This is a genomic window from Thermodesulfobacteriota bacterium, from assembly GCA_040754335.1.
Taxonomy (GTDB): domain Bacteria; phylum Desulfobacterota_D; class UBA1144; order Nemesobacterales; family UBA2774; genus 2-12-FULL-53-21.
On the sequence record JBFMCV010000006.1, the window covers coordinates 1 to 24,371 of the forward strand.

21 protein-coding genes are annotated in these 24,371 nt (G+C 47.7%); 5 read left to right on the forward strand and 16 right to left on the reverse strand.

All coding sequences use genetic code 11. The features are described from left to right. Nucleotides 1–36 precede the first annotated feature (36 nt). The 4 genes from AB1598_12525 (at nucleotide 37) to AB1598_12540 (ending at nucleotide 2,576) form a co-directional block, all read left to right on the forward strand. Nucleotides 37–336 carry a hypothetical protein gene (locus tag AB1598_12525; protein MEW6145831.1) on the forward strand — a complete coding sequence of 100 codons (300 nt, stop codon included), beginning with the start codon at nucleotides 37–39 and terminating at the stop codon, nucleotides 334–336. 284 nt (nucleotides 337–620) lie between these two features. Continuing rightward, the gene (locus tag AB1598_12530) at nucleotides 621–812 is read left to right on the forward strand and encodes a hypothetical protein (GenBank protein ID MEW6145832.1); all 192 of its coding nucleotides are present in this window, start codon (nucleotides 621–623) and stop codon (nucleotides 810–812) included. 111 nt (nucleotides 813–923) lie between these two features. Next, the gene (locus AB1598_12535; protein MEW6145833.1) at nucleotides 924–1,187 is read left to right on the forward strand and encodes a hypothetical protein; all 264 of its coding nucleotides are present in this window, start codon (nucleotides 924–926) and stop codon (nucleotides 1,185–1,187) included. Nucleotides 1,188–1,424: 237 nt separating this feature from the next. After that, a complete protein-coding gene (locus AB1598_12540; protein MEW6145834.1) occupies nucleotides 1,425–2,576 on the forward strand; it encodes a glycosyltransferase in 1,152 nt (383 codons plus the stop codon). Nucleotides 2,577–2,638: 62 nt separating this feature from the next. Here the strand turns inward: AB1598_12540 and AB1598_12545 are convergent, their stop codons facing one another. From AB1598_12545 to AB1598_12595, 11 genes are all read right to left on the reverse strand, one after another. After that, nucleotides 2,639–3,757, reverse strand: a complete 1,119-nt coding sequence (locus AB1598_12545; protein ID MEW6145835.1) for a glycosyltransferase family 4 protein — start codon at nucleotides 3,755–3,757, stop codon at nucleotides 2,639–2,641. A 16-nt stretch (nucleotides 3,758–3,773) separates the two neighbouring features. Continuing rightward, nucleotides 3,774–4,706: a glycosyltransferase gene (locus tag AB1598_12550; GenBank protein ID MEW6145836.1), complete on the reverse strand. Its 933-nt coding sequence runs from the start codon at nucleotides 4,704–4,706 to the stop codon at nucleotides 3,774–3,776. 38 nt (nucleotides 4,707–4,744) lie between these two features. Continuing rightward, nucleotides 4,745–5,926, reverse strand: coding sequence for a glycosyltransferase (locus AB1598_12555; protein MEW6145837.1), 1,182 nt, complete (start codon nucleotides 5,924–5,926; stop codon nucleotides 4,745–4,747). A 131-nt stretch (nucleotides 5,927–6,057) separates the two neighbouring features. After that, nucleotides 6,058–7,491 (reverse strand): O-antigen ligase family protein, encoded by a 1,434-nt coding sequence (locus AB1598_12560; GenBank protein ID MEW6145838.1) that lies wholly within the window; start codon nucleotides 7,489–7,491, stop codon nucleotides 6,058–6,060. A gap of 58 nt (nucleotides 7,492–7,549) precedes the next feature. Further along, a complete protein-coding gene (locus AB1598_12565) occupies nucleotides 7,550–8,458 on the reverse strand; it encodes a glycosyltransferase (protein MEW6145839.1) in 909 nt (302 codons plus the stop codon). A 38-nt stretch (nucleotides 8,459–8,496) separates the two neighbouring features. Further along, the gene (locus AB1598_12570; protein ID MEW6145840.1) at nucleotides 8,497–9,666 is read right to left on the reverse strand and encodes a glycosyltransferase; all 1,170 of its coding nucleotides are present in this window, start codon (nucleotides 9,664–9,666) and stop codon (nucleotides 8,497–8,499) included. A gap of 181 nt (nucleotides 9,667–9,847) precedes the next feature. Further along, nucleotides 9,848–10,966: a glycosyltransferase family 4 protein gene (locus AB1598_12575; GenBank protein MEW6145841.1), complete on the reverse strand. Its 1,119-nt coding sequence runs from the start codon at nucleotides 10,964–10,966 to the stop codon at nucleotides 9,848–9,850. Beyond that, the gene (locus AB1598_12580) at nucleotides 10,951–11,964 is read right to left on the reverse strand and encodes a glycosyltransferase (protein MEW6145842.1); all 1,014 of its coding nucleotides are present in this window, start codon (nucleotides 11,962–11,964) and stop codon (nucleotides 10,951–10,953) included. The genes AB1598_12575 and AB1598_12580 overlap by 16 nt, the downstream gene beginning before the upstream one ends. A 1-nt stretch (nucleotide 11,965) precedes the next feature. Further along, a complete protein-coding gene (locus AB1598_12585) occupies nucleotides 11,966–12,787 on the reverse strand; it encodes a polysaccharide deacetylase family protein (protein ID MEW6145843.1) in 822 nt (273 codons plus the stop codon). Nucleotides 12,788–13,026: 239 nt separating this feature from the next. Continuing rightward, a complete protein-coding gene (locus AB1598_12590; GenBank protein ID MEW6145844.1) occupies nucleotides 13,027–14,331 on the reverse strand; it encodes a polysaccharide ABC transporter ATP-binding protein in 1,305 nt (434 codons plus the stop codon). Nucleotide 14,332: 1 nt separating this feature from the next. Continuing rightward, a complete protein-coding gene (locus AB1598_12595; GenBank protein ID MEW6145845.1) occupies nucleotides 14,333–15,229 on the reverse strand; it encodes an ABC transporter permease in 897 nt (298 codons plus the stop codon). Nucleotides 15,230–15,704: 475 nt separating this feature from the next. Between AB1598_12595 and AB1598_12600 the strand changes: the two genes are divergently transcribed. Beyond that, complete coding sequence (locus tag AB1598_12600; GenBank protein MEW6145846.1) at nucleotides 15,705–17,180, forward strand: hypothetical protein; 1,476 nt, start codon at nucleotides 15,705–15,707, stop codon at nucleotides 17,178–17,180. Nucleotides 17,181–17,220: 40 nt separating this feature from the next. On the opposite strand, the gene AB1598_12605 is transcribed toward AB1598_12600, so the two are convergent. From AB1598_12605 to AB1598_12625, 5 genes are all read right to left on the reverse strand, one after another. After that, complete coding sequence (locus tag AB1598_12605) at nucleotides 17,221–18,327, reverse strand: O-antigen ligase family protein (GenBank protein ID MEW6145847.1); 1,107 nt, start codon at nucleotides 18,325–18,327, stop codon at nucleotides 17,221–17,223. Nucleotides 18,328–18,637: 310 nt separating this feature from the next. Continuing rightward, nucleotides 18,638–19,861: a tetratricopeptide repeat protein gene (locus AB1598_12610; protein MEW6145848.1), complete on the reverse strand. Its 1,224-nt coding sequence runs from the start codon at nucleotides 19,859–19,861 to the stop codon at nucleotides 18,638–18,640. A 95-nt stretch (nucleotides 19,862–19,956) separates the two neighbouring features. After that, on the reverse strand, nucleotides 19,957–22,335 hold the full coding sequence (locus tag AB1598_12615) for a polysaccharide biosynthesis tyrosine autokinase (GenBank protein MEW6145849.1): 2,379 nt from the start codon (nucleotides 22,333–22,335) through the stop codon (nucleotides 19,957–19,959). Between the two features lie 32 nt (nucleotides 22,336–22,367). Continuing rightward, nucleotides 22,368–23,363 carry an SLBB domain-containing protein gene (locus AB1598_12620; protein MEW6145850.1) on the reverse strand — a complete coding sequence of 332 codons (996 nt, stop codon included), beginning with the start codon at nucleotides 23,361–23,363 and terminating at the stop codon, nucleotides 22,368–22,370. Between the two features lie 104 nt (nucleotides 23,364–23,467). After that, nucleotides 23,468–24,226 carry a hypothetical protein gene (locus AB1598_12625; GenBank protein MEW6145851.1) on the reverse strand — a complete coding sequence of 253 codons (759 nt, stop codon included), beginning with the start codon at nucleotides 24,224–24,226 and terminating at the stop codon, nucleotides 23,468–23,470. Between the last annotated feature and the right edge of the window lie 145 nt (nucleotides 24,227–24,371).

The window sequence follows — 24,371 nt, forward strand, 5'->3', positions numbered from 1 at the left end:
TTGTACCACCATTGCATGACTATCGTACAGTAGGATTTGTACGTATTCATCATTGCAACATCCGAGGAACTACCGGGATACGGCTTTGATGCACTATACATAGTACATGCAAATGTCATCGGCATATTAAAGGATGTACCAGTATCAGGAGCAGCGCTTCCGTTAAGTAGAGAATTAACCGTTAACAAAGCCAGCAGTATGAATAGCACAATCGACTCTCTCCTATTGTCAGTTGCAGGTTCCATCACTCTAAACATTTGTGGTGAACAGTTTATAGAATTGATTACGTCCACTTTAGGCCAGTTTTTTGAGGCATTATATATAATACTGACCTGACCCCCTATAATAGAGTCATAGTATAACATAGATTATTGGATACGGGACTCACCTCGAGCTATGGTCAACATGCTGAGAATATTTGGTTTTTTTGACCCTCATTAAAAGGCTGAACCGGGTGAAGTAAAGCTTTCTGACTTTTTAAAATGATTCTCGCATAATACTCCGGCTCGTGTTATCTACCGCCGAATAGGATCTGAATCCGTTGCGTCGTCAAGAGACATAAACCATAGGTATTTAAACACTCATCCCTGAAACTGTCAATCCCAGAGGAGGATTTTTCTATGAAGCGAAGCAAGTTCTCAGAGCAGCAAATTGCTTTCATACTGAAGCAAGCGGAAGAAGGAAGGGTACTTATACGCCAGGCTAAGGTATCTGGCCGATACGGAGCAATCGGTATGAAGTTCATAGCGAATGTGTATAATGATTTAGAGGCACTATATTTCGACAGGAATGTCTATCCAATGCTTATGTAGTATGTTGAATACGCCATGTTCGAGGCATGGACGTGCAACCTCAGCGGTTTGCCCGTTTCGCAAGATGTTTGGCGGAGGATAGTCCTCGCCGCTAGGGAAAACGGTTAAGGCATGATCTGGTCGCAGACCATGTACAGCGACGTTGTGCTGCAAAAACTCAATAGCCTAGATATGGGGAAGCCTATCCAGTCCATGGTTTATTTGAGCGGAGCGTATCAGCGCAACTGGGAGCGCGGCAAGATAGTCGTAAACCCCAACGATACGAAGACCGTAACGGTCTCCCTAGGGGGCAATTATAAAGACGTGCAAACGGGAAGCATAGTGAACAGCGTCACGCTCGGTCCAAAGAAAGGAAAGATTTTTGTATTTCCCTAGTCGATCACAGGTCTGCGTGAGAGTTTAATACTTGTTTAATATATAGCAGGCACCGGTTAGAGCCGGTGCCTGTCTGTTTAATTGAGTATAAACTTTCGGGCGGCATGAGCGCGTTATGACCCATTGTTTCATGCGACCTGCATTTGTGCTATATTTTATAATATAAAAACCAACCGATATGACAGCGCTTCCAATAAGAACGGCATGTTATATCTACCTGCGAATAAATAAAGCTTAATGAAAATAGCACTTATCGATCCCTCGGTTTATACCTGGCTCTACGATGTGAGGCTGGCGCAGGGGTTGGCTTCAATCGGTCATGACGTCGCTATATATGGGTCTGAGCTGCCGAAACCCTTCACAGGCACGGACAGGCGTTTCCTGAAACGCCATTTTTATCCGGGCCTTGCGCATCCGGCGATTCATAAATTGCCGAAACGGGCATTTCTTGTTTTAAAGGGTATTAGCCATATCGAATCCATGATACGGCTCTTGTGGGTTCTTCACCGCGTGCGGCCCGACGTTATTCATTTTCAATGGGCACCTCTGGCCGTGGTGGACATGCGTTTCATTCCATTGTTCCGGTGCATCGCGCCTATAGTTCTGACCGTGCACGATTCGATACCTTTCAACAATAATGCCAGAACACGACTGCAATATCTGGGCGCTGTCGAGATTATGAAACTATTCGATCAGTTGATCGTCCACACAGTATCGGCGCGTGCCAGGCTGGAAAGTTACGGCGTTGCTGGCGAGAAAATCAACATCGTACCGCACGGGTTGTTGTTGGAGCCGAAGGAATCAGCGCCATATACCGGAGGAGACGGGTGTGTTAATCTGCTGATGTTCGGCGGCATCACGCCTCGTAAAGGCGTAGACGTTCTGCTCCGCGCAATCGCTTTATTGCCCCAGGAAGCGCGTAATGCCTGCCGTCTGCGTGTTGTCGGAGAGCCGGGTATGCCCATGGAACCGTTATTTGATTTGGTGGATTCGCTGGGCATCTCGGAACAGGTTACATTCGATCTGCGTTTTGTTCCTGACGGCGAGGTCAACACGGTGTTGGAAAGCGCGGACATTCAGGTTTTTCCTTATCGCGTTATAGATGCTTCAGGTATTCTTACGCTGGCTATCGGCGTAGGCAGGACGATCGTTGCTTCCAAACTTGGAATGTTTGATGAACTGCTGCGTGACGGGACTCACGGCGCATTGGTGCAGCCGGATGACCCTCAGGCGTTAGCTGCGGCCTTGTATCCCTTTATTATGGATACCTCATCTCGTGTACGTGCCGCGCAGGCTGTAAGGGCTTTGGCAAATTCTATTCCTGACTGGTCGGGTATCGCACGGCTTACGCAGGAAGTTTATTCCCGCGCAAAACTTAATCCCGCGTAGTTGACCCGAATTCGTTCCCAGCCGGCATTACGGATGTCGCAAAGAGGGTGAGATGCCGGTAATCACACCTTAGCCTTCATGAGGCTAAGGTACGTTTTTTCGTACTTTTCCGACATGCGGCGTGCGCTGAAGCGCGATTCGATTTCTCTCGCCGCGTTCCGCGATATGCGTTCCGCAAGCCCTCCGTCATCCAATAACGCCTTTACGGATTCGACTATCGCTACCGGGTCTCTCGGTTTTATCAGGAGCCCTGTTCTCGAATCCTCGATTATCTCTCCTATGCCACCGACGTCGGATGCTATAACAGGTACACCCGCCGCCATGGCTTCAAGTATTACCATAGGGGTTCCCTCAGTTAACGAGGGCAGAAGCAGCATGTCCATGTCAAGCAGAATGTCCGTGGCGTCTTTCCTCCAGCCGAGGACAATGATTCGGTCCCTTAGCTTTCTCGATTCGACGAAGTTCTCCGTTTCTTTTTTTAATATACCTTCGCCGATCAATACAAAATATACGTCTCTCGTCGATCGGCATATCCTGTCGGCCGCCTCCAGTAGGTACGTTATCCCTTTTTCCGGGCCCAGGCGCCCGATAAAGCCTACCACCCTCGAGTCCTCTGAGATGTTTAAGCTCTGTCTCAGTGAACCTATCTCAGCCCCCGAGAACGACGAAACGTCAATACCGTTGTGGATTACCTCTATTTTTCGTTCGGGGACATGCAGTTCGATGAGTTTTTTCTTCGTATACTCGGAAACGGCTACAACTCTGTCGAAATATCTCAAAGACATGTCTCCCAAGCGTTCGTAAAAACTGGTTCTTGACGTCGCGTCAGTGGACCCGTGCTTCGTCGATACGATAACAGGCCCTTTAAGTGTTCTTTTCAATGTCGCGAGAAATATATCGCCTTTATAGCCGTGGGAATGTAGTATGTGAGGCGAGGTTCGCAGGCATATGCTCCTTAGTGTCAGAAACGCGCCTGTATCCAGCCTGCTCCGTGAGTCGACGACATGAACAGGTATCCGGCTGTCGTTAAGGAGTTCGAGGAACGAATTCCGGCCTGGCCTCTTGAAATATACCACCTCGAGACTCATGGATGATTTGATCTGCTCGCAGGCAAGGTTGCATATAACCCTTTCCGCCCCGTATATCTCGCCCCCTCCGGTGTAAACGTGCAGTATTTTCATTCCGGTTCGTGGATGCCTACTTTCCCGCTAAGAGAAACTTGCGGTAGCCGTCGATCTTCCCTTTAATACCGTACAGGTAATCGGTTTTAAAAGAAAGGAGCGATGCGCCGAGGAGCAGGAGCGCCTCCAATGCCTCGCGCAGAAAAAAACAGAATCTGAACTTAAAATTTTTTTTCCAGAAGTAGATGTGGTTGTAATTCTTATAGTAGATCGAGAACCTGTCTCTCCTGGTTATTCCGACAAAGTGGTGGGCAGTCGTCGCCGGATCGTATATAAGCTTCCGGTTCCTGCCTGCCCTGACGGAGAAATCCGTTTCCTCTCTGTAGCAATTGCCCCCGTAACTCTCGTCGAAATCTATGCTTCTCACGGCTCCGAGTTTATAGGCAACGATGCCGGGTAGGTGCATGACTTCACACCTCCACGGGCTGTCAAGTCTCGAAGAGACGAAGCCGCAATCCGTGATAGTCCCGACCCTGTCCGTCCCGAATAGATATTTTATCACGTTAAGTCCGGCCTCTTCGAATTTCCTCAGCCTGCCGCTGTCTCTATAGTGTATTATCCTGCCCGTGAATCCGCCGTTTTCACTGTCTCCTAGATTCTTTCTGGCGACCTCGATCCAGTTGGGGTCGAGTGGCCCGTCATCGTCGAGGAATATTACGAGGTCCTCGTCCGACATAGTCTCCCTCGCCTTCGAGAGCGCATGGTTCCGCGAAGCTACCATACTGTTTTTCTTTTTATTAAGCACCTCCTGTCTAGTGTAGTCTTCGAGGTAGTGCACCTCGATCTCGACGTGCTTCGACAGGAACTCTCTCCAGTCCTCTGGCAGCTCCCCTTTGGGTGTGATCAGTACGATCTTATCGGGCTTGACGGTTTGATTTTCGAGACTCGCGATTACATCCCTGAGCTTTTCTCTTGTAAAGAGTGTGGGGATAGCTGCGTATGTTCTCATGTCTAGTTTACACCTCTCCGGTACTCGGCCGAGCAGGCTTATTTCACTTTGTCCATCACGTTCTTGAGGTTTCGGCTGCTGTCGGTCTTATCCCACGTAACCTTATACCTGCCGGTTATGAACTCTATCCAGGCCAGGATATATGAATACTGGACAAGGAGGAAGTAATAGAGTTTACGCAGAAACCCTTTCCTGAATACGACCTCGATTACTCCGATCAGCGCCAATATAACAACAGCACTTATTCCGAGCGCTTCATACTTGTAGCCGTAATCGAGTGAGTTGAAGTAAAGACAAAGAGTTATGATTATGGCGATTGCGATTATCGGCGTGAAAACCCTGAGGACCTTGTGAAAGAACAAAAGCAGGTCGAACACAAACAGCTTGGGATTCGCGAACATTCCGATGTGTTTGAATAGTACTTGTATTGTTCCCACGGCTCTTCTCTTCTTTTGTTTGATCAGATCGTGTGAGTGTTCGACGGCCGGCTCGTAAACTACGGCTTCCGGTACGTATACCAACCGATAGCCTTTCTCTATTATCTGGAGCGACAGGTCGAAATCCTCGGCTAGCGATTTTTCGTCGAGTAAGATGCCCAGATCCTTCCTGAATGAATTGAATTCTCCGCTAAAATTTGTTATCGAGTATATATCGCTCTCGGCTTCTCTGATCTTTCCCTCGATCGACCAGTATAATTCCTCGCCTTTCCCGACGAGGTTAGCTCCCAGTGTGATGAACCTACCTCCCGCTCCGCCAACTTTTTTATCTGCGAACGGCTTAACTATTTGCTGAATGCTGTCCTTCTCGAAAAGGGCGTTTGCGTCGCTTACCAGAATTATCTCGCCTTTGGCGAATTGTATTGCGTGATTGACCGCGTTTGCCTTCCCCTTCCTCTCTTCCTGTCTGAGCACGATATGGTCGAGACTCGAAGCTCTTACTGTTTCCTTAGCCAGCTCAAACGTTTTATCCTTCGAGCCGCTATCGACGATTATCACCTGTATCAAGTCCCTCGGGTACAGCAGGGTGTCCAGGTTCCTTACCCTTTCGGCGATCACTTTCTCTTCGTTGAATGTCGGTATTATAATCGTTACGCTCGGCGTCCGTCCGGAGTTCCACCTCCCTTTATTAGAGATTAAAAAACCGAGGACGATCATAACTCCCGGGTAGAACAGGTAGGGCGCAATGATTAGAAAAATTAAAAAAAGTATCAGATATATCATAATATTCTCTTGTGAAATTCGTTTTTACAGCATCATCAAACCGCTGTTGGATCGCTATAAGTATATCTCTCTATCCGGTAATGATGCAGAATATTCCCCGGAACCCGTATAATGTTAATGTTATTCTGCGGCTAGCGGTTCAGGTATACGGACCTTCGGTCATCATATCTACCCCGATACCCAAAGCCGTTATCTGATCCGTATTCGGCCCGAGCCTGGATTCTGTATAGGTTGAACAGTACCGATGCGATCGATATCGTCAGCCATAGCATCTTATTCAGATCGAGGGAGACGAAGAGTGCGGTGAAGAGGTATCCCAAAAAACCAATCTCGAGGGCTGAGGCGTAAGCACGCAAATAAAAACTGTTATCCCCTTTGAATCTCTCGACTGTCTTTATTTCCTTCCAAGTCAGATACAGTATGAGCATAAATGGTATGAATCCCACGAGTCCGGTGCCTGTCAACACTTCAAAATACGTATTGTGAGCATAAAAGCGATAGGGGTTGTGGAGAATGATTTGTCTCAGTCCCACGCCCAATATGGGATATTCGCTGAAAATCTTCGGTGTAAGTTCGAAATAAAAATAATATCTCAAATTAAGAGACTCGTCCTTGACGACCGATTCCTTGCTCGACAGCACTTTCAGCGTTTCCATTCTGGCTATTATGTCTTCCGAGAAGAAGTGGTAGATCAATGCGAACGCCAAGATCATGCACGGGATCGAAACGGCAAGAATCTTGATCCTGTTCTTTCCAGTGGATAGTTTGAAAATAGCCAAAATCAGCATTGCGCAGAGGGCAAGGAACGCGCCTCTCGAATAAGTGAGAATTACACCCAGAGTTATCGTTGCGGAAATTACTATGGAGGCGATTTTATATAATCTATTCCGGGTTATGATAATATTAAGAACAGAGAGCGGAATCATGACCAGGAGTAATGCGGCGAATTCATTCTGGTCTCCCCATAACCCTCCGTAACGCATTAGATCGTAGCCGGTCGCCCTGCCGAATTGAAAGAATATCGGGCTGATGATCGAGAAAAAACCTCCTAACAGCAGCGCCCACGTCGCCAGGTAAAGCGTTCTCGTATCCCTGATCATCAGTATCAGGACGAAACAAAGGATGATCGACAGCCATAGCGTCAATAACAATGATAAGCTGAAAGACGGCTGGCCTGATACCATGACCGAGAGAATCGCCGCCCCTCCGAACAGGATCATGACCAGAACCTTCTGGCTCGAGAATACGTCATGCAGGTACTTGACGGATCCGGTAATGATGACGAGAAATACAAGGTATGCCCCTGCCATCTTGGTCAATGTGGCCGTCACGCTGCCCTGCAATACGAACAGGGTCTCCATAGGCACCAGTGCGAAAAAGATCGACACTGCGATCCATGGTCTGTTAATGGTCAATAAGAGGTAAGCTCCGCCTAATAGGCCGGCAATGAGCAGCTTGGAAACTCCGTTAAGACCTATATAATAGCCTACTAGGGCGCCGATTATTATGCCGGAGAATATAAAAACGTATTGAAGGTTTGAATTCGCTAGATTCAATCTCTGCATCGAAATCTCATTTGCCTGTATGTATTTTTAAAACCCTCTATCTGGGAAATATTTTTTTTCAGGCCTTTATCCGCTGCGGAAAATACCGGGTCTTCGCTTCCTTAAGCTTTATGAAAGTTTCTGTTCCCAATAGCGCCAGCGCCAGGTTATAATACAGCCTCGCGTCGAATTGATAGGCCCTTATCGCTCTGACGAATGTTTTAATGCCATCTTTGGTTCTTCCGAGGTAGCAGTAAGTAACCCCTAGCAAAAGCATATGATTGCTGTAGGCTCTCTTATCGCTTGCAAACAGCTTCCGGTGTTTTGACAATATTCTCTCGACTCCGTTTATGACCGTAACGTAATTTTTAGTCATCGCCGTCTGATGGCTGCGGTATTTCGCCAGCGGTTCCTTGACAAAGTCATACTCATATTCTTCTGCGATGCGGATCCACATATCGTAGTCTTCTCCGTAGGGGATCCCCTCATCGAACAGGCCGACTTTGTCAAAACATGCTTTTTTCAGGGCGATGGTAGAGGTGGTAATAAAATTCTGGAACAGCATTTCTTTCAGTACGTTATTCCGATATAGCGGAATCGAGGTTTGCAGTACATGATCGTCCGCCGAATCGACTACCAGGCTTCCCGTGTAAACGCACCCTAGGCTCGTGGTACCTCGATCCAGTACATCGATCTGCTTCTCGAGCTTGTCAGGAAGCCATTCGTCATCGTCGTCCAAGAAGGCAATATATCTCCCCCGGGAGAGAGTCACGCCGATATTTCTGACAGCGGCGATCCCCTTGTTCGATGTATTCTTTATAACCCGCAGCCTTTTGTCGGCGATACCATCCAGCACCGCGGACGTGGTGTCTTTGGAACAGTCGTCTATTACTATCAGCTCAAAGTCCCTGTAAGTTTGTGAAAGAACGCTGTTTATCGAAATATTAAGTAATTTCGCACGGTTATATGTCGGTATAATAACGCTCACATTCACCATCATTTAAAATTATACATCGGAATGACGGCTTAGGATGCAGATAATTTTATATTATTCACGATTCGTTCCCTTATCAGATTCAAGACAGCTTTCCGTTCGTAAAGCTGTGCCGTTTTGGCCCTCGCTGCCGTGCCTATTTTTTCGCAAAGCGAGGGGTTTCCGAGCAGCTCTATGCAGGCCTCGGCGAACATTTTCGGGTTGTCATGTATGAGGATCTCTTTTCCCGGGGAGAACTCGATACCTTCGGCTCCTATCTCTGTCGATACCACGGGTTTCGCGTATGAAGCGGCTTCTATTATCTTATACCGCGTTCCCCCTCCGGCGAGTATGGGGGTTGCGATTACACGGGCTCTGTCATAAAGACTGCCGAGATCGTCTACGAAACCCGGTATCTCGATGCCTGGGGCGTATGCTCCGCGTTTCTTCAGCTTGCCAGGCGGTATTCCCGCTATTATCAGCTTCGAGCCGGGAAATCGGGCTTGTATATAAGGCCATACCTTCTCTGCCAGAAACTCTGCTGCGTCTATGTTAGCTCCATAATCCGAACCGAGGAACAGTAAATTCGGTACTGCCGTGAAAGGTCTTAATTCGGGTATCTCTACGGTATTTGGTATGATAAACGCATTCGGCTGTCCGAACTCGCGCTCTATGTAAGCGCGGTCCTTTTCGGAGCAAACGTAGGTCTCGGTCGCCAGCTTTACCGCTTTGTTCTCTCCCGATTTCAAAGCCGGTATGAGCAGGTACAGGAACTTACTTTTCAAGGTTCTCTGTTGTTCAATCGATCTCGACAGGACTATATGCTCTATGTCGTCGAAATCAAAAAAAACGGGAGGCAGCTTCGCATCAGTCAGCATCAGCGGGCACATCGAGGGAAGCCTGTGAGCGAATATGGCGTCGGGCTTTCTTATGAGGCATTCTTCCATGGCAAGGACTTGCATCCTCCCGCTTACCTCTGAATACCCGTACTGGTTGAAGATGCTGCATATACCTTTCGCGAAAGACACTATTTTATCGAACAACGTTCCTTTCTTGTACTCAGACATTGGGCAGAGAAAAAGATTTATTTCAGCGTTCCAATGCTTCCTTAAAGATCGTTCCAGCTCCGAAGTCTCGCCAGGCGTGTAATGAGAGCCTGGAGGGGTGTAAAAGAGCATGTCCAGTTCGGCCAGTCCCTTGAGGGCCTCGATGAACGTTCCCATCCGTTTATATACCCCGTGGACCTTGGTTCGCGGGTCGTCAGGAAAATATCTTGATATGAATAGGATACGCATGTTCGTGTCGATCGCCTTTGCTTGAGCTATCGAGTCGCCGCTTCAGTCAAGCAGGTTAAAACTGCTCCGCCGGAATTACGGATTCAGTCCGTGGTTCACTCAGAGATGGCTAAGACAATTGTCTTTTATATATATCGGTAACGCCGGCTACCATACTGTCGGCTGAGAACTCCTTCTCCACGAGTGTTTTTCCTGCCAGGGCCATCTTTTTGGCCAGAGCGGGGTCCGAGACGAGTGTGTTAATACTGTGCGCCAGAGCCTGGGTATCCCCCGGCGGGACCAGGTACCCCGTTTCCCTGTCCCGGATCAATTCGTTTACCCCGCCGATATCGGATGCTACCACAGGCTTTCCGGCCGCCATAGCTTCCATGATGGATAAAGGTAATCCTTCGTAAAGAGAAGGCAGAACGAATATGTCGCATCCGCTCAGTAACTCCGGAATGTCATTTCTCTTACCCAGGAATACCACTCGGCCTTCTAAACCCAGCTCACATGCCTGATTCTCGAGGTTTGTCTTTTCGGGACCGTCTCCGACGAATACGAAGATCGTTCCCGGGACATCAGCCGCAGCCTGTAATAGATAGACGTGTCCCTTTTGTTTGTCCAGACGCGCAACTGTGAGCACGATAGGACAAGTTTCTCTGTTTTTCCTGATAGAGCTGTAAACGTCGTCACCGGACACGTTGTTGGCTCTGGTGTTGTAATTCTCAAGGATGATTCCATTGTGCACGACTTCGATTTTATTGTCCACGGCTATTCTCTCTCTTAGCTGTCTTGCTACATCGTATGATACTGCGATGTATTTGTTTACAGGATAGGAAATCAGTTTTTGCTCTATCCGGCCCCGGCGCCATCCGACTTCCGAATACAGGTGCTGAGTCGCAATTATGATCTTTACCCGCGCGAAATATGCTGCAAGGATACCGTAGCTGCATGAGAGCGGCCAGTTCAGGTTCGCATGGAATATCGCCGGTCGAATGCTTCTCAATACCTTGCCGAATTGAAAGATATTTTTGTAATCATAATAGCTTTGTATAACGGGCACGGTTATTGTATGCACTCCTATTGCTTCGGCATTTTCGATGAAGGAAGAAATGCCGGGGCTCTGGTGATACGCGAGTACCGGATGCCAAATATTCCGGTCCAGTTTTTTCAAAATTGTGAATAACACCTGTTCCGCGCCGCCGAAGCTTTGACTGTCGATATAATAAACTATAGTGTTGGGCATATCTGGGGTTTCTTGCCGGATTTGATTTTTGCGATTAATTGTTTTCTGTTTTTGTCGTTTCTTAAAGCGGTCCAGACCCCGAGCCAGAAGAAATAATCCATAGCTAAAGAAAATAGCCTCTCGAAAACCTTGATGTTTTTTCTCTCGGTCTTGCTTATGATGCTGATTATGAGGTTACTTGCCGGCGGGATCAGCATGCTTGTCCATATAAGGAATAGACGGAGGGATCGCCACTTCCATCCGGTATAGTTATATTCGATGAGCTTGAGCTCGTTGAATGTATCAGGATGCAAGTTAACTAATTGGACGGCATTCTTTCCCGAATTAATTGTTTTATAAGCGAGCCCTTTGAAGTCATCATCATAATGCTGAATACACATGGCATAGGGGTTGAAGATGATTTTTATGCCTCTGTTCAGCAGCCGGTATGCAAATTCTACATCTTCGTAACCGTAGGATTTATAGCTTTCATCGAACAGGCCGACTTCGGTTATAACGCTCTTTCTTATAGAAAAATTCCCGCCGTAAAAATCCCAAATACGCAAGTTGTAGTCGGGTCGCGAAAGTTTCTCAAGATGAGTATTGAACTTATCCGTAATTTGACCGATCGTCGGCGATGCGTTCGGATCTAATTTGATAGGGGCGGCTCCTACGATACAAACATGCGGATCGATCTGATGCGCTGCATAATGGGAGCCCACTAATTCAGCCGAAGGTTCCATGTCATCATCCAATATGATCACCAGGTCGCTGCTTGCTGCACGGATCCCGCTGTTACACGCAGCTGCCTTTCCTCTGTTCCTTTCCCATATGTAGCGCAGTAAATATGGGGCCTTAAAGTTGTCGATCATCTCCTTGGACCCGTCTTCAGACCCATCTATGGAGACTATTACCTCAAATTCGTGTTGAGGGAAAGATTGTGCATTCAGGGCGGTCAACAAGCGTTTCAAAGAGTCGCATCGTTGATATGTCGGTATTACTATACTGACCTTGATCATGCTATATAAGTAAAATATTCTTGCTGTGCAATATTCTTTTAAAAATTTTTTTAACTGACCCTGGCACCTTGCTTTGCATGACCAGCATTTGTTTTGCCATTATTCCGATCGGGGAATCCGCCGTATTTATCTTACATAAAAAATTTAACATACTTATATCAACGCCCATATTAAACCTGGGTAACGCAAACATGTCGTTGTCCAAATCAACGAAACTTTCTTCGGTGGTGCAGGCCGTATAATATCCGGCCTCACTTGCCAATATTTTCACGCTTTCGTTGTAATCGCCGTAGGGGTACGCTATATGCCTGACTTCGTGTCCCAGGATTTCCTCAAGCTTCCGGCGCGACCCCGAGAGTTCTCCAAAGCAGTCATTTGACGAGATTTTGCTTAAACGCGGATGACTCATGCTATGAGATGCGACTTCAAATCCCATCGAGTCCAGCATGGTTACCGTCGCCCAGTCGATGATCTGAAATTCGACGTTCACTTCTGGTATCATCCAGCTGCTTTTTCGTCCTGCATAATCCGTGGGGATGTAAAATACGGCGGTGAACCCGGTACTCTCAAGTATCGGTACCGCATTATCTATTGCATCCTGCAAACCGTCGTCAAATGTGATTATGACGGGTTTCGAGGGCGGTTTTGCGGACCCGTTCTTATAATCTAATAGTTTGCTGAAAGTGATGGGAACAAAACCCAGAAACTTAAGAGCTTTCATCTGCGCTTCAAACGCTTTCGGTGTGACCGTGTATTCGAGGAAATTCGGATGCGGCTCACGGCTTATCTGATGATACATTAGTATGGGAATGTTGAGATTCATGGGGTTATCTTGTGGCAAGCCTCGCTTTGCGGCTTTCCTTCAACCAGGATTTCGTATGTATAGTCATATTAATCCAATTCTACCGGATTCGGAACTGTTTAAGCTCGCCGGGCGCTTCTTCAATCAATTTATCAGTATTCTGAGTAGTCATTATTTCGGATTTTTTTAATTCATTCTATTTTCCGGAGCTGAGGCGAGGGCTTTGGTTAGTACTCAAGTGCGCGATACATCGTCCCCGGCTAATTATCATCGACTAACCATTCGTATTGTAAAAGGGAAGTGGCTTGCTCGCGTGAAGGAATCTTGCCCGATCCGTATATATCTTCCGTTTCTATGTCGAAGTGCCCTGCGTTCTCGATCTTATCGGCGCTGATCATACCTCTTCTTATTTCGAGATCCGCGACACATCGTCCGGGCGTGAGGGATAATTCCTCTGTCAGGCACGTGACGCTTCCCACCGGAGGAAGGATTTCCGGGAGCCCGTTTAAAATATCGCTATCGAGGCGCAGTATGTTTATGCGTGTCCTGAAATCCCGGATCTTAATTATAAAGCGCGGGTAACGTATCGGATTCTTGGCCGTATAACCGATCTTGATTTTCAGACGGCATCCCGGCTGTATAGGTTTCCCGGCCTCCGAATTCTCGATCTTGAGCGATGTTGCCGTAACGCTGCAGTCACCTTCGTGGTCGGGTCTCTGGTCTAAAGGGAGCTCATAGGTCGAGTTCATCGATTGCATATACTGTTGAACGACCTGATCGGTCGAGCCCTCGCAAACTTTCTGTCCGTTTTCGAGAAAAATAGTTCTTTGACATAGAGAAAGGATTGCCGCCATGTCGTGGCTTACGAATAACACCGTCCTGCCTTCGGAAGTCGCCACGTTGTTCAATTTGCCGAGACACTTTTTCTGGAATGCTGCGTCCCCTACGGCCAGCACTTCATCTATGAGGAGGATCTCGGGTTCGAGGTGCGCAGCAACTGAAAATCCGAGGCGGATCCTCATACCCGAGGAGTAATACTTCACAGGAGTGTCTATAAACTGGTGGATTTCCGAGAAATCGACAATCTCATCGAACTTCCTCTCAATTTCCTGTCTCCTCATTCCGAGTATCGCACCGTTTAAAAAAATATTTTCTCTCCCAGTCAATTCGAAGTGGAATCCCGTGCCTACTTCAAGCAGGGATGCTATGCGGCCGTATATATCGATCCTCCCTTCAGTAGGTTCTGTAATGCCCGTTATAATTTTAAGCAGTGTGCTTTTTCCGGCGCCGTTTCGTCCTATAATTCCTACTACTTCTCCCCGGCTGACGTCGAAGTTAACATTTTTCAGGGACCAAAAATAATTCTGGGAGGCGTCATTTTTACCGTTAGCCGTGCCGGGTCCGTAACTGTTCGGTCCGCTCTTGGCGTAAAAGGCTGAGATCAGTTTGTTATAGCCCCTTGAGGTAAAGCTCGTAATGCTGTCCCTTATAGTCCTGTACTGATTCCTCTCGCCTATTCGATACTTTTTACCTACGTCCCTGACTTTTATAATTATATCGCTCATGTTAAATCACATCCGCAAACGTTCTCTCCATGCGTCTGAAATACAATAAACCGCCTATTAACAGGCACACTACCATAATGGACGATACGATAACCAGCGGCCAGCTTCCGTTTGATTGACCGAGAAGCGCCCATCTAAAGCCCTCGACCACCCCGGCCATCGGGTTAAGACCGTACAAGAACCGCCATTTTTCCGGGACGAGGCTGCTGGGGTACGCAATAGGTGTAAGGAAAAGCCATATTTGAGTAAGGAACGGGATGAGGTGGCGAACATCCCGGTACTGAACATTTAGCGCGGATAACCACAAGCTTACAGCAAGAGCTGTCGCCATTGCGAGCAGTATGAATAGAGGCAATGCCAGTATCGCGGCCGAAGGTATTATCCCATAATAAAATATCATTGCTAACAATACAAGGAATGCAATGCAGAAGTCGACCAAACCCGCAATTATGGAGGAGCAGGGGAGTATTATTCGCGGAAAATATACCTTTGTGATCAGGTCGTAATTGTTGACCAGGCTATTACTAGCGTTTGTGAATGAGTTTGCGAAGAGTTGCCATGGCAGCAGTGCAGCAAAAGAGAAGACGGGGTATGGGAGGCCGTCAGAAGGTACTTTTGCCAGATTGCCGAAGAATATTGTGAACACCACCATAGTCATGAAAGGCTGAAGCACCGCCCAGGCAACACCCAGCGCTGTCTGTTTGTACCTGACTTTTAGGTCTCTCCAAATAAGGAAATAAATTAATTCATGGTATTCATAAAGTTCCCTCAACCTCAGCGACAGACCCTTTTGCGGCTCCCGCACCGTAAGAGCGTTTTTGTGCTGCGGGTCAACCGCTTTCAAGATCTCCGCATGCTGCGGTTTTATTATCTTTGATGTTGTTTTAGTTTTCTGCATTAGTATTATATTGATGCTGACCTAAGAGCCATTAATATGATTGGGAAATCGGTTACTTAGACTCCTAAAATTATAATGCAAAAAAACCGATTATAAAGCAACTCAGTCACAAGTAAAAACTTTATAGGCAAGGGTGAATTAAAGTCGAATGATCTCAGAACCCGTCGTAATATTTCTGTTATAACCCTTGTATAGGCAACTATATAGTATAGACTTTTTATTAAATCAAATCGGCGGGTTAAAGTAGTAGTTTATATATGTCCGAGCAATGCCGGCTCTCAAAATATATCGTCCCGCGGTCCGGATTGTTATAAGTAGCCATGTTTCCACAAGCTATTACAGCTGCACTGGAATTCTTGAAAGGATACGGTTAGCTTGATTGTTTACTAGATTCTGGGTCTTGAATTGGAATGTTCTTTATAGCTCAATAATTCGCAATTGTAAAGGGAAGTCGGAGCACCGATAAGAGGATGCTATGTTCGGAGCCATCGGACTGGACGGATTAATCTCGTTTCTTGCTGTCCTGGCAGCGATACCGCTTTTATGCAGTTTGGCGTCCAAGATGGGGTTTTTTGATCAACCCGGAGGCCGAAAACGGCACGAGCGGGCGATTCCGCCGGTTGGCGGATTGGCTATATTCCCGGTTTTTATAGTAATGGTAATGTTTACCGGGGTGAATTCGTCTGAAGCCTGGTTCTTCGCAGCGTTGATTCTTTTACTTATAACAGGCGTAGTAGATGACGGTTATTCTCTTCCGGCATGGCTTAAACTGGCTGTTCAGATTATAGCGGCCTTACTCCTCGTCGTACCGGGCAATCTACGTATTTACGAGCTCGGAGACCTGTTCGGGTCGGGAATGTTATGGACCGGGTGGATGGCTATTCCGTTCTCGATCATCTCCATCGTATTAATGATAAACGCCGTCAACCTGATAGACGGATTGGACGGCCTTGCGGGAGGACTGGGATTGATCATAGTGGCGTGGTTGGGTATTTGCAGTTTTAATGCCGGGAGTCTGGATGGTGAGTCCCATACGGTCGTTCTGGCCGGGGCGCTTGCCGGGTTTCTCGTTTATAATCTACGCCACCGGTTTCGTAAAAGGGCCAGCGTTTTCTTGGGGAACTCCGGCAGCCTTGCCCTTGGCTTGACTCTGGCATGGCTGACCATAGGGCTATCGCAGGGGGAGGAAGCCGTTATCCGGCCGATCTCTGTCGCCTGGCTTCTGGCTCTTCCCATATACGATATCTGTGGGCAGTTCGCGCGGAGAATCAGCTTGGGACGGCACCCGTTCGATCCGGACAGGCATCACTTTCACCACCACTTCTTGTATGCCGGGCTCTCGGACGGTCAGGCGACCGCCGTAATCCTCGGGATCTCATTTTTTATGGGACTCGTGGGTGTCGGCGGGATATGGTTGGGCTTACCCGAGTATTATCTGACTTATATATGGATATTACTCCTCTTGCTACACATATATCTCTCTATGAGACCCCTTCGCTACCTGGAATTATTGTTGCCGTTCCGCGGTAAGAGTATAGATAATATAATCGGTCAATTAATTCTGGAATCCGGTGCGATTAAAGAATCCCAGCTTCTCGAAGCGCTTGAATATCAAGGCAGATACGGAGGGAAAACGGGCGAGATACTTATTGAAAAAGGGTACATATCGGAGCCGGAGTTGAATTTCTTTCTGAATTTGCAGATAGTGAGGAATGCAAACGCACAAGTCGTCGACGCCAATCGGAAGAAAGAATTCTTATTAGGGGAAATTATGTTAGCCTCTAAAATGATAACAAACGATCAATTACAGGAAGCGTTGGCGTATCAGGAGAGAAAAGGCGGCTGGATAGGTCAGGTTCTTCTTAACATGGGCTATATTTCGGAGGCAGGTCTAAAACAATGTTTAGAGACTCAGTACTCGATAAGAAAGAAGAACGAAATAAGAATATGATCGCCTCCGCGGACGGCGGATCCTGCCGATGCTTGAATAATCAGGATGCTTCGTTTGTTTTATGAATAACCCTGTATAAGTGATCTGTCATGCTCACGGACAGACCAAGAAGAAAGGTAAAATAATACGCATTTGAAGGAATCTGGAAAACGAACTCGGTGATTGCGTGCGCCATCATTCCGAACATCCCGCTTAAACACCCCAGTGTGAGATAAAAGCGAAGAGGGTCTTTCTTCGGATTGAAATCTTTGACGGCTCCGATAGCGGTGATAAAGTACGATATCAATCCAGTCAACACCAGAGCGAAACCCAAGATGCCTGTCTCGACAATCAGCTCTATGTAGTCGTTATGAGCGTGGTCATAGACGTAGGGTCCCGCGGCTTCTTTTTTGTAGAGCGTATAAGCCAGGTTAAAATTACCGAGGCCGGAGCCGAATAAAGGGAAGTCCGCTATTAGGTTAAGTGAATCTTTCCATATCGAGGTGCGATTGGGCAATTCTTTGATAGTTTCAGAAAATTTTTCAATAACCGGATCCAACCCTATCCATATAGAGTAGACGATTACAAGCACGAAGAATGCTCCCAGGAAAATTTTGAGCGAGCCGCTTTTTTTATTTCGGGAAAACAGTATGTAGAAGGAGAGAATTGACACCACGAATGAAAAGATGGCCCCTCTCGATTGAGCGAGGATCATGCTTATGGCGGAAAAGGAAGTGGCGAATAAGAGTATAAGCCGCGTCGATAGGTGTATTTTCAATCTGTCCGCCCTTCGGCTCGGGACCGAGCCCTTATTCGACCCTAAGTAGAGAATGTATCCCAGAAATAGAGGTATTACGACGATGAGCAGTCCGGCTAAGTGGTTCGGGTTGATGTAGGTTCCAGATGCGGGTACCTTGGTCCCGCTGATTATATACTGAAGCAGCCCGATCAGTGATTCTACCATGGCTATCGTGAATACGATCCAGAAGAATCTTTTTATTCGTTTGCTCGACCTGATATAACTTGACACCGTAAAGAAAAAAGCCGCATACGAGAGATATAGGAGAAGTTTTTCATACGTTAAGAACGGGTAGAGGCTTAGCGCGTCGGACAGCTTGACGCCGTTGCCGAATATGTAATTCAGGGCTTCGCTTCTTCCGTGAAACAACTCCGCCTTGTGCGGGGAAATGAGCCTGAGGATAAACTCCGGGAGATCCAGGGTCTGAAACAGGATGATACCGAAAAAAAGTGCGAAAAAAACATATAAACGGGAAGGCAGTATATGTATGCGTCTTTTGAGTATTTCACCGATCAACCATACGCCAGATGTCAAAAAAGAGATTATCTCGATCAACGAAACGGACCATGTCTCGACATTCCCATACGGGAGTGGCGAGGCAAGTATCGTTATGATGCCGCACGTGATTAAAAAGGGAATTAGTCTTTCGTTTACAAATCGCATTTATGTCGATTCCGCTCTATCTTATTTTTTTCAAACTTACGTCGTCTATCCAAACCGTTCCGGCTATATTCCCATAGACACGGCTACTCGTGTAACGACGCAGAACGATACTCAGTAGTTCACAGCCGCGAGGCGTTTCGAATGTTACCGAGACCGGGTGCCAGTCCGTCGTGCCCAGAATTTCCTCTGATTTTACGTTTAATTCACTTGTCTGTATGCAATAAATTTCCCAGAAAGGACCGTTTTTTGTGGGCAGGTCCCTGCTCCTCATCAATGAACTCAGCTTATACTCGGTATGCTCCTCTACAGGTATATTCTGCCGAAAATGGTAAAAATCAATGTTGGTGCTTCCGTCGAATTCTATCCTGACGGAGTTTCCCCTATCTTTATTCGTCTCCAGCTTGACTTGAGCCCCTTTTACGCTGCTGAAAGTCCAATCGAAACCGCTATTGGTGAGCCCTTTCTCAAAATCCCCGTTCCAGATACCCTCCCAGTCTCCGTATTTCCCGGCCCAGGCATTTTTGGCGCTCCTCGCCATGTTCTTGTTGATTAGTGTGCTGACGTATCTAAGGAATGTATACTCCGAGATTTCGTCGGTATCTGATAATTTCCCCCAGACCTTTTGGGCCTCGGATATCCTATCGGTGTCCATCAGGAAGTTCAGATAATCGTCGAGGGCTGTTTCAGGAATAACCGGCAGTATGCTGTCTCCATTCCGCAGCGATTGCCAAAGTACAATGAAAGCCTTCCTCCGCCTTTCCGTGTCATATTCAATGACCGCATGCAGATTTCTCTTAAGCGCTTCTTCGTCCCCGAGCCTTGAAGCCAGAATACCGGCGGCCCACCTCAGGGATACGACACCCGGAGCAAGCTGCGTGGCCTGGTTGAGAGCGTATAACGCTTTCTCCCTTTTGCCTTCCGTCGAGAGGAATTCTGCCAGGTAATACCAATAGTTGTAATTCAAAGGGTTGAGCTGTAGTGCTTTCCTGTAAAGTTCGAATATCTTTTCGCGAGGCGCCGTGAAGTCGTAATTCTCGTAATACTGGGCCAGGAGGAAGTATAATTGCGAGTTTTCACTCTCTACCTGGATGGCTTCATTTAACCCGGCCGGGGGAGGGTCTTCGGCGTAAACATAGGAAAGCCAGCCCTTTGCGGAGTTCCATGTTAGAAACAGCGTTATCGATATTGTCAGTAGTACGGATATATATAGAGAAAGCCTCGAACCTATCGTAAATTTCATATGACAAGCTGAATTAAATAGCTGTATACGGATAAGTGACTTTTGCAGGTGAAGTTAACTTGATAACGGGAAAATATCCCCGAGACTTGAATAAACTATATGGATTTACCCAAATCGTCCTGTTTCAAGTTCTCGGCGGATTTTGCGGCTGCGAGCTTCTTCTTCTCCTCGTCTTCACCGTAATAATAATTGTAAGACTTGTAGTAGTAACTGTTCTGGTTGAGCTCAATTCCGTTGACGATAACGCCCAGGAAATTCGCCTTCAAGCTCCACAGCCTGTCTATGAGCTCCCTTATGGAATTCTTTGGTGTCTTGCCGGCTCTTACGACCACTGCTACGCCGTCGACCATGCTCGATATTATGTGCGAGTCGACGAAACCCAGTGCCGGCGGGCCGTCAACTATTATATAGTCGTATTCACCTGTTAATGACTGAATCAACTCTCTCATGCGGTTAGAGCCCAGGAGCTCAGCGGGGTTGATGGGTAAAGGACCTACGGGTAGTACGTACAGATTGGGTATCTCCCCTTGTGATATAACATCGTTCAGATTCGAATTGCCGGTCAGATAGCTGCTGAGTCCGTTCCCGTTATTACCGAGAACTGTTCCTATCCTCGGCCGCCTGAGGTCTGCCTCCAGCAGAAGTACTTTACTGCCGGCCTGCGCAAAGGAAGACGCGAGGTTAATAGACACCGTCGTTTTTCCTTCTGCGGGGAAGCAGCTGGTTATCAGGATTGTGCGCGGGGGCTTCCCGGGGGTCGAAAGTAAAAGGGATGTCCTTATGGTCCTGAACGATTCGGCGATATGCGATCTTGGGTCGAGCAGGAACGATTTCTCTACCGGTGAGCCAAGACTGTCTGTCGGACTCGATTCGAATACCCCGCCGAGGACGGGCAGTCTCAGCTTGTCTCTTACCTCTTCGGAGGTCTTCACTGTATTGTCGAAAAACTCCATGACGAATGCCAGGAACACTCCACCGCCCAAGCCTATGATAAATGCGAACAGAAGATTTAAAGTCACGTTGGGCTTAAACGGAATGACCGGTATCTGGGCGTAATCCACTATTTGAATATTGCTTGCCTTGATAGCTGAGGAAACTTCGGTTTCTTTAAGCCTTTGTAGAAGGGTGTTATATATGGTTTCGTTCGATTCGACCTCTCTCTTTAATATGTTGTACTGGATCGACTTGTCATTCAGCGCCGAGGCAAGCGTCTTTTGTTTCTGATAACTCTCCCTGAGAGTTTCTTCTTTCTTTAACGCCGCTTCATAATCCGACTTTATGGAAGAAGCCACACTGCTTTCGGCTTCATTGATTTTTCTTTGTAATTCCGCCACCCTGGCTCCGAGCTCTTTAACCTTCGGATAGCCCGATTTGAATGTAGCGCTTAACTGGCTGTACTCGGAGTTCGCTTTGGCGAGCTCTCCTTTGAGACCCAGTATATAGGGATCGCCTAAAACCATTGGCAGTGCTTCTATGTTGCCGTCCTGTACATGCTTATAGAGCGACTCCTTTTCCAGTCTCGTGGTTTCGGCCTTTGCCAGTGCGTCGTTCAGCTCCGAGAACGTATGATAGGTAATGTTCATCTTTTCGTCGAGAGAAACGATGTCGTTTTTCTTGGCGAATTCGTTGAGTCTCTCCTCGGACTGTTCGAGGTTTGCCTGTGCCTGTTCGATCTGTTTTCTCAGGAAATCCCTGCCCTGCTTCGTAGCATCCAGCTTCCTGTTTAGTATCCACTCTATGAACGTATTGGCCAACGTATTTACGGCGTCAGCCGCGAATTTGCGGTCTTTCGATACGTAGCTCACCTCGACAAGGCGCGAATTCCCGACGGGTGCGATCTGAAGACCGCCGATGAAGGTGTTTATCACCGAGTCCTGCTTGCTCACTTCGGCGAGGGCCGCCGCCTCCGCGGGGGAAAGTGCAGGGCCTGTATTGGACGGCTTGACGATCATCTTCTTTATTCCGCCGATAGTGCTTCGTATCAGGCCCTTGACGCTCGACACGGCTCTCGATACGATGTTAGGCTTGTTGTTTTTTGCCTCGAGCTCCAGCCTCTCGGCCAGGTTCAGCTTCTCGACAACCAGTTTCGCAAGGGATTGGCTTTTCAGGAGGAGGTACTGAGTTTCATAAAACTCTTCGGATTTCGTTTCGAGCTCGACGACCTGGTCAAAGTTTACGACTTTGGGGTTTTCAAGCGAGATTTCGAGCTTCGCCGTGGCCTTAAATTCAGGTTTCGTCATTAGTGTGGATATGAGGGTCGATATCAATACTATGGCGAAAAAGGCGATGATGATTTTCTTCCGCCTGAGCACGACTTCCAGATAGCGGTGAATCGGACTCTCTTCGTCAACCGGATAAGCCCTCAGTATATCGGGCGTATTCGGGTACGTACGCAGAGCCCTCTCCTCATTATCGGGTACAAGATTCCTCCCCTTGTTATCTCCAATCATATTATCCCTGTTGCCGTTTTCCATTTTACGTTTTCTCTTCCTGATTCGTTTTGATGCTACTGAACGCCGACGCTGAACGGCGGGAAGAACAATCCCAGCCTGATAGTGTCGAAGAAGTTTCTTATGGCGTTTTTACCCACTACCACGACGTCCTGATCCTCTAAAACTATATCCGGGCTTTTTCCTTCCTTTATTTCATCCAGGTTTATTTCCGTGACCTGCATTTGTCCCTTCTTGTTTCTGATCAGGCTTACGTCCGACTCCTCGGCAACTCTCGAGACTCCGCCGGCGGCGGTGATCGCCTGGCTTACCGTCATGTCGTCCTCTATGCGGAATGTCCCGGGATCGTTCACGGCTCCATCCACATATACTACACCCGCTTCGGGTATGTATACAACGTCTCCCATATTTATAGGAATATTGAGATCGGATTTCCCTTCATCCAGAAGTTCGTTGAGGTCGATCTGTACCGATTTCTCCTGTCCCTGCTTGCTCTTGCGCGTAACGTATGCGATTTCACTTGCATCATCGTTCAATCCCCCCGCCAAAGCCAATGCGTCCAGCAGGTTACCCTTGCCGAGGAGCTCATAGGTGCCCGGGTTTTTCACGCTGCCTATAACGGCCACCCTCTGGCTCTTGAATTCCTTTATCGCGACAACGACATGCGGGTCGTGCATGTATTTTGCGGTCAGTTCTTCCTTGATACGTTCCTCCGCACCCTGGGCCGTAAGCCCTCCGACCTCCACCTTGCCGAGGAGAGGGAACGAAATAGTGTCTTGGGAATTCACCCTGGCTTCCGTGTTAAGCTCGGGGGCTTCTAACACCTCGACGCCGAGGAGGTCTCCCGGTCCGATCAGGTAATCCGTCGCAACGTCCGAGCTGAAAGATTCCTGAATCAGTTTGCGGTTCAGCTCCTCTGTCTCGGGATTCACGTCCCTTTTTGCCTGGGGCAATGTAACGGACTCTCCCGATTTGGATCCGCCGAAGCACCCGGTATGCATGATGCCGGCGAGCATCACTAATGCTATGCCCCACACGAAACGCTTGTTCAAATTATACCCCTCCTGACCCATAAATTAATTATACACCCTCAATTTGAGCGAAGCATAATCTTTATAGTGAAATTGTTTACTTTGCGCGTTTGACCGTAAATTTTCTATTCGGCCGACCTGAGAACGTTGCTGGCGTTTGGATCCTCAGAGTTGCCGCAGAGGGCACCGCAGACGGCTCCCGTAACCGCAGCCGCTCCAACGGACGCCGGTATAAGCAGAGGAGCTGCAGCCGGAGAGCAGCACCCGGATTTGTTTTCGAACGAATCGTACGGGTTCTGCTTCTCGGGATTCGATGCAGCGTCTCCGGGTTCGAGTGTTTGAGTGGTCATATTGGTTTTGAAATCGGCGTATCCGTCGTACTGGACTGCTGATGTGATATTGTCGGTAACATTGGTTCTGCCGTCGACATATTGCGGCGATCCCGCTTTAATCGCGCTCTCGCTGGGAGGGATTGTATCCGCCTCAGGCGTATCTACGAGGAACCCCGCCTTCGGATTAAAGCAATAGCAGACCTCTCCCTTATCCCCCTGAGTAAGCAAAAGCCCGGTAAAACCGTCGCCGATTGATTGTACCTTAAAGATTGAATTGGGCTCTATTACGTATTTCCCGCCGTTGACGATCAGAGTCGCTTTTCCGTTGTCGAGGGTATCTATAATCATGTCCGGGTATATCGGGTAAGTCTCGTCCTTTAAAGTGACTTCGCTCCCGTCGATCAGGATAACCTTCACTTCATCGGATACCTTCATCGTTCCTAGCGATACCTGGGCATCGAGCGATGTCTGCGCAAAAACAGGGGATATTGCTTGATAGCACAACAACAGCGCCGTTACAATCGTGAATGCGTTCTTTAAAGTTCGTGTCATGTTGGTATACCCTCCTCTCCTAAATCTATAATATAGTATAGGGATGGGGTTATGTACAGTCAACGAGACTTAAGTAGGTCTTTTGATAGGAAGAAAGTATGTATATGAACAAATCGATTCATACTTTAGTATGATATTCGCTTAA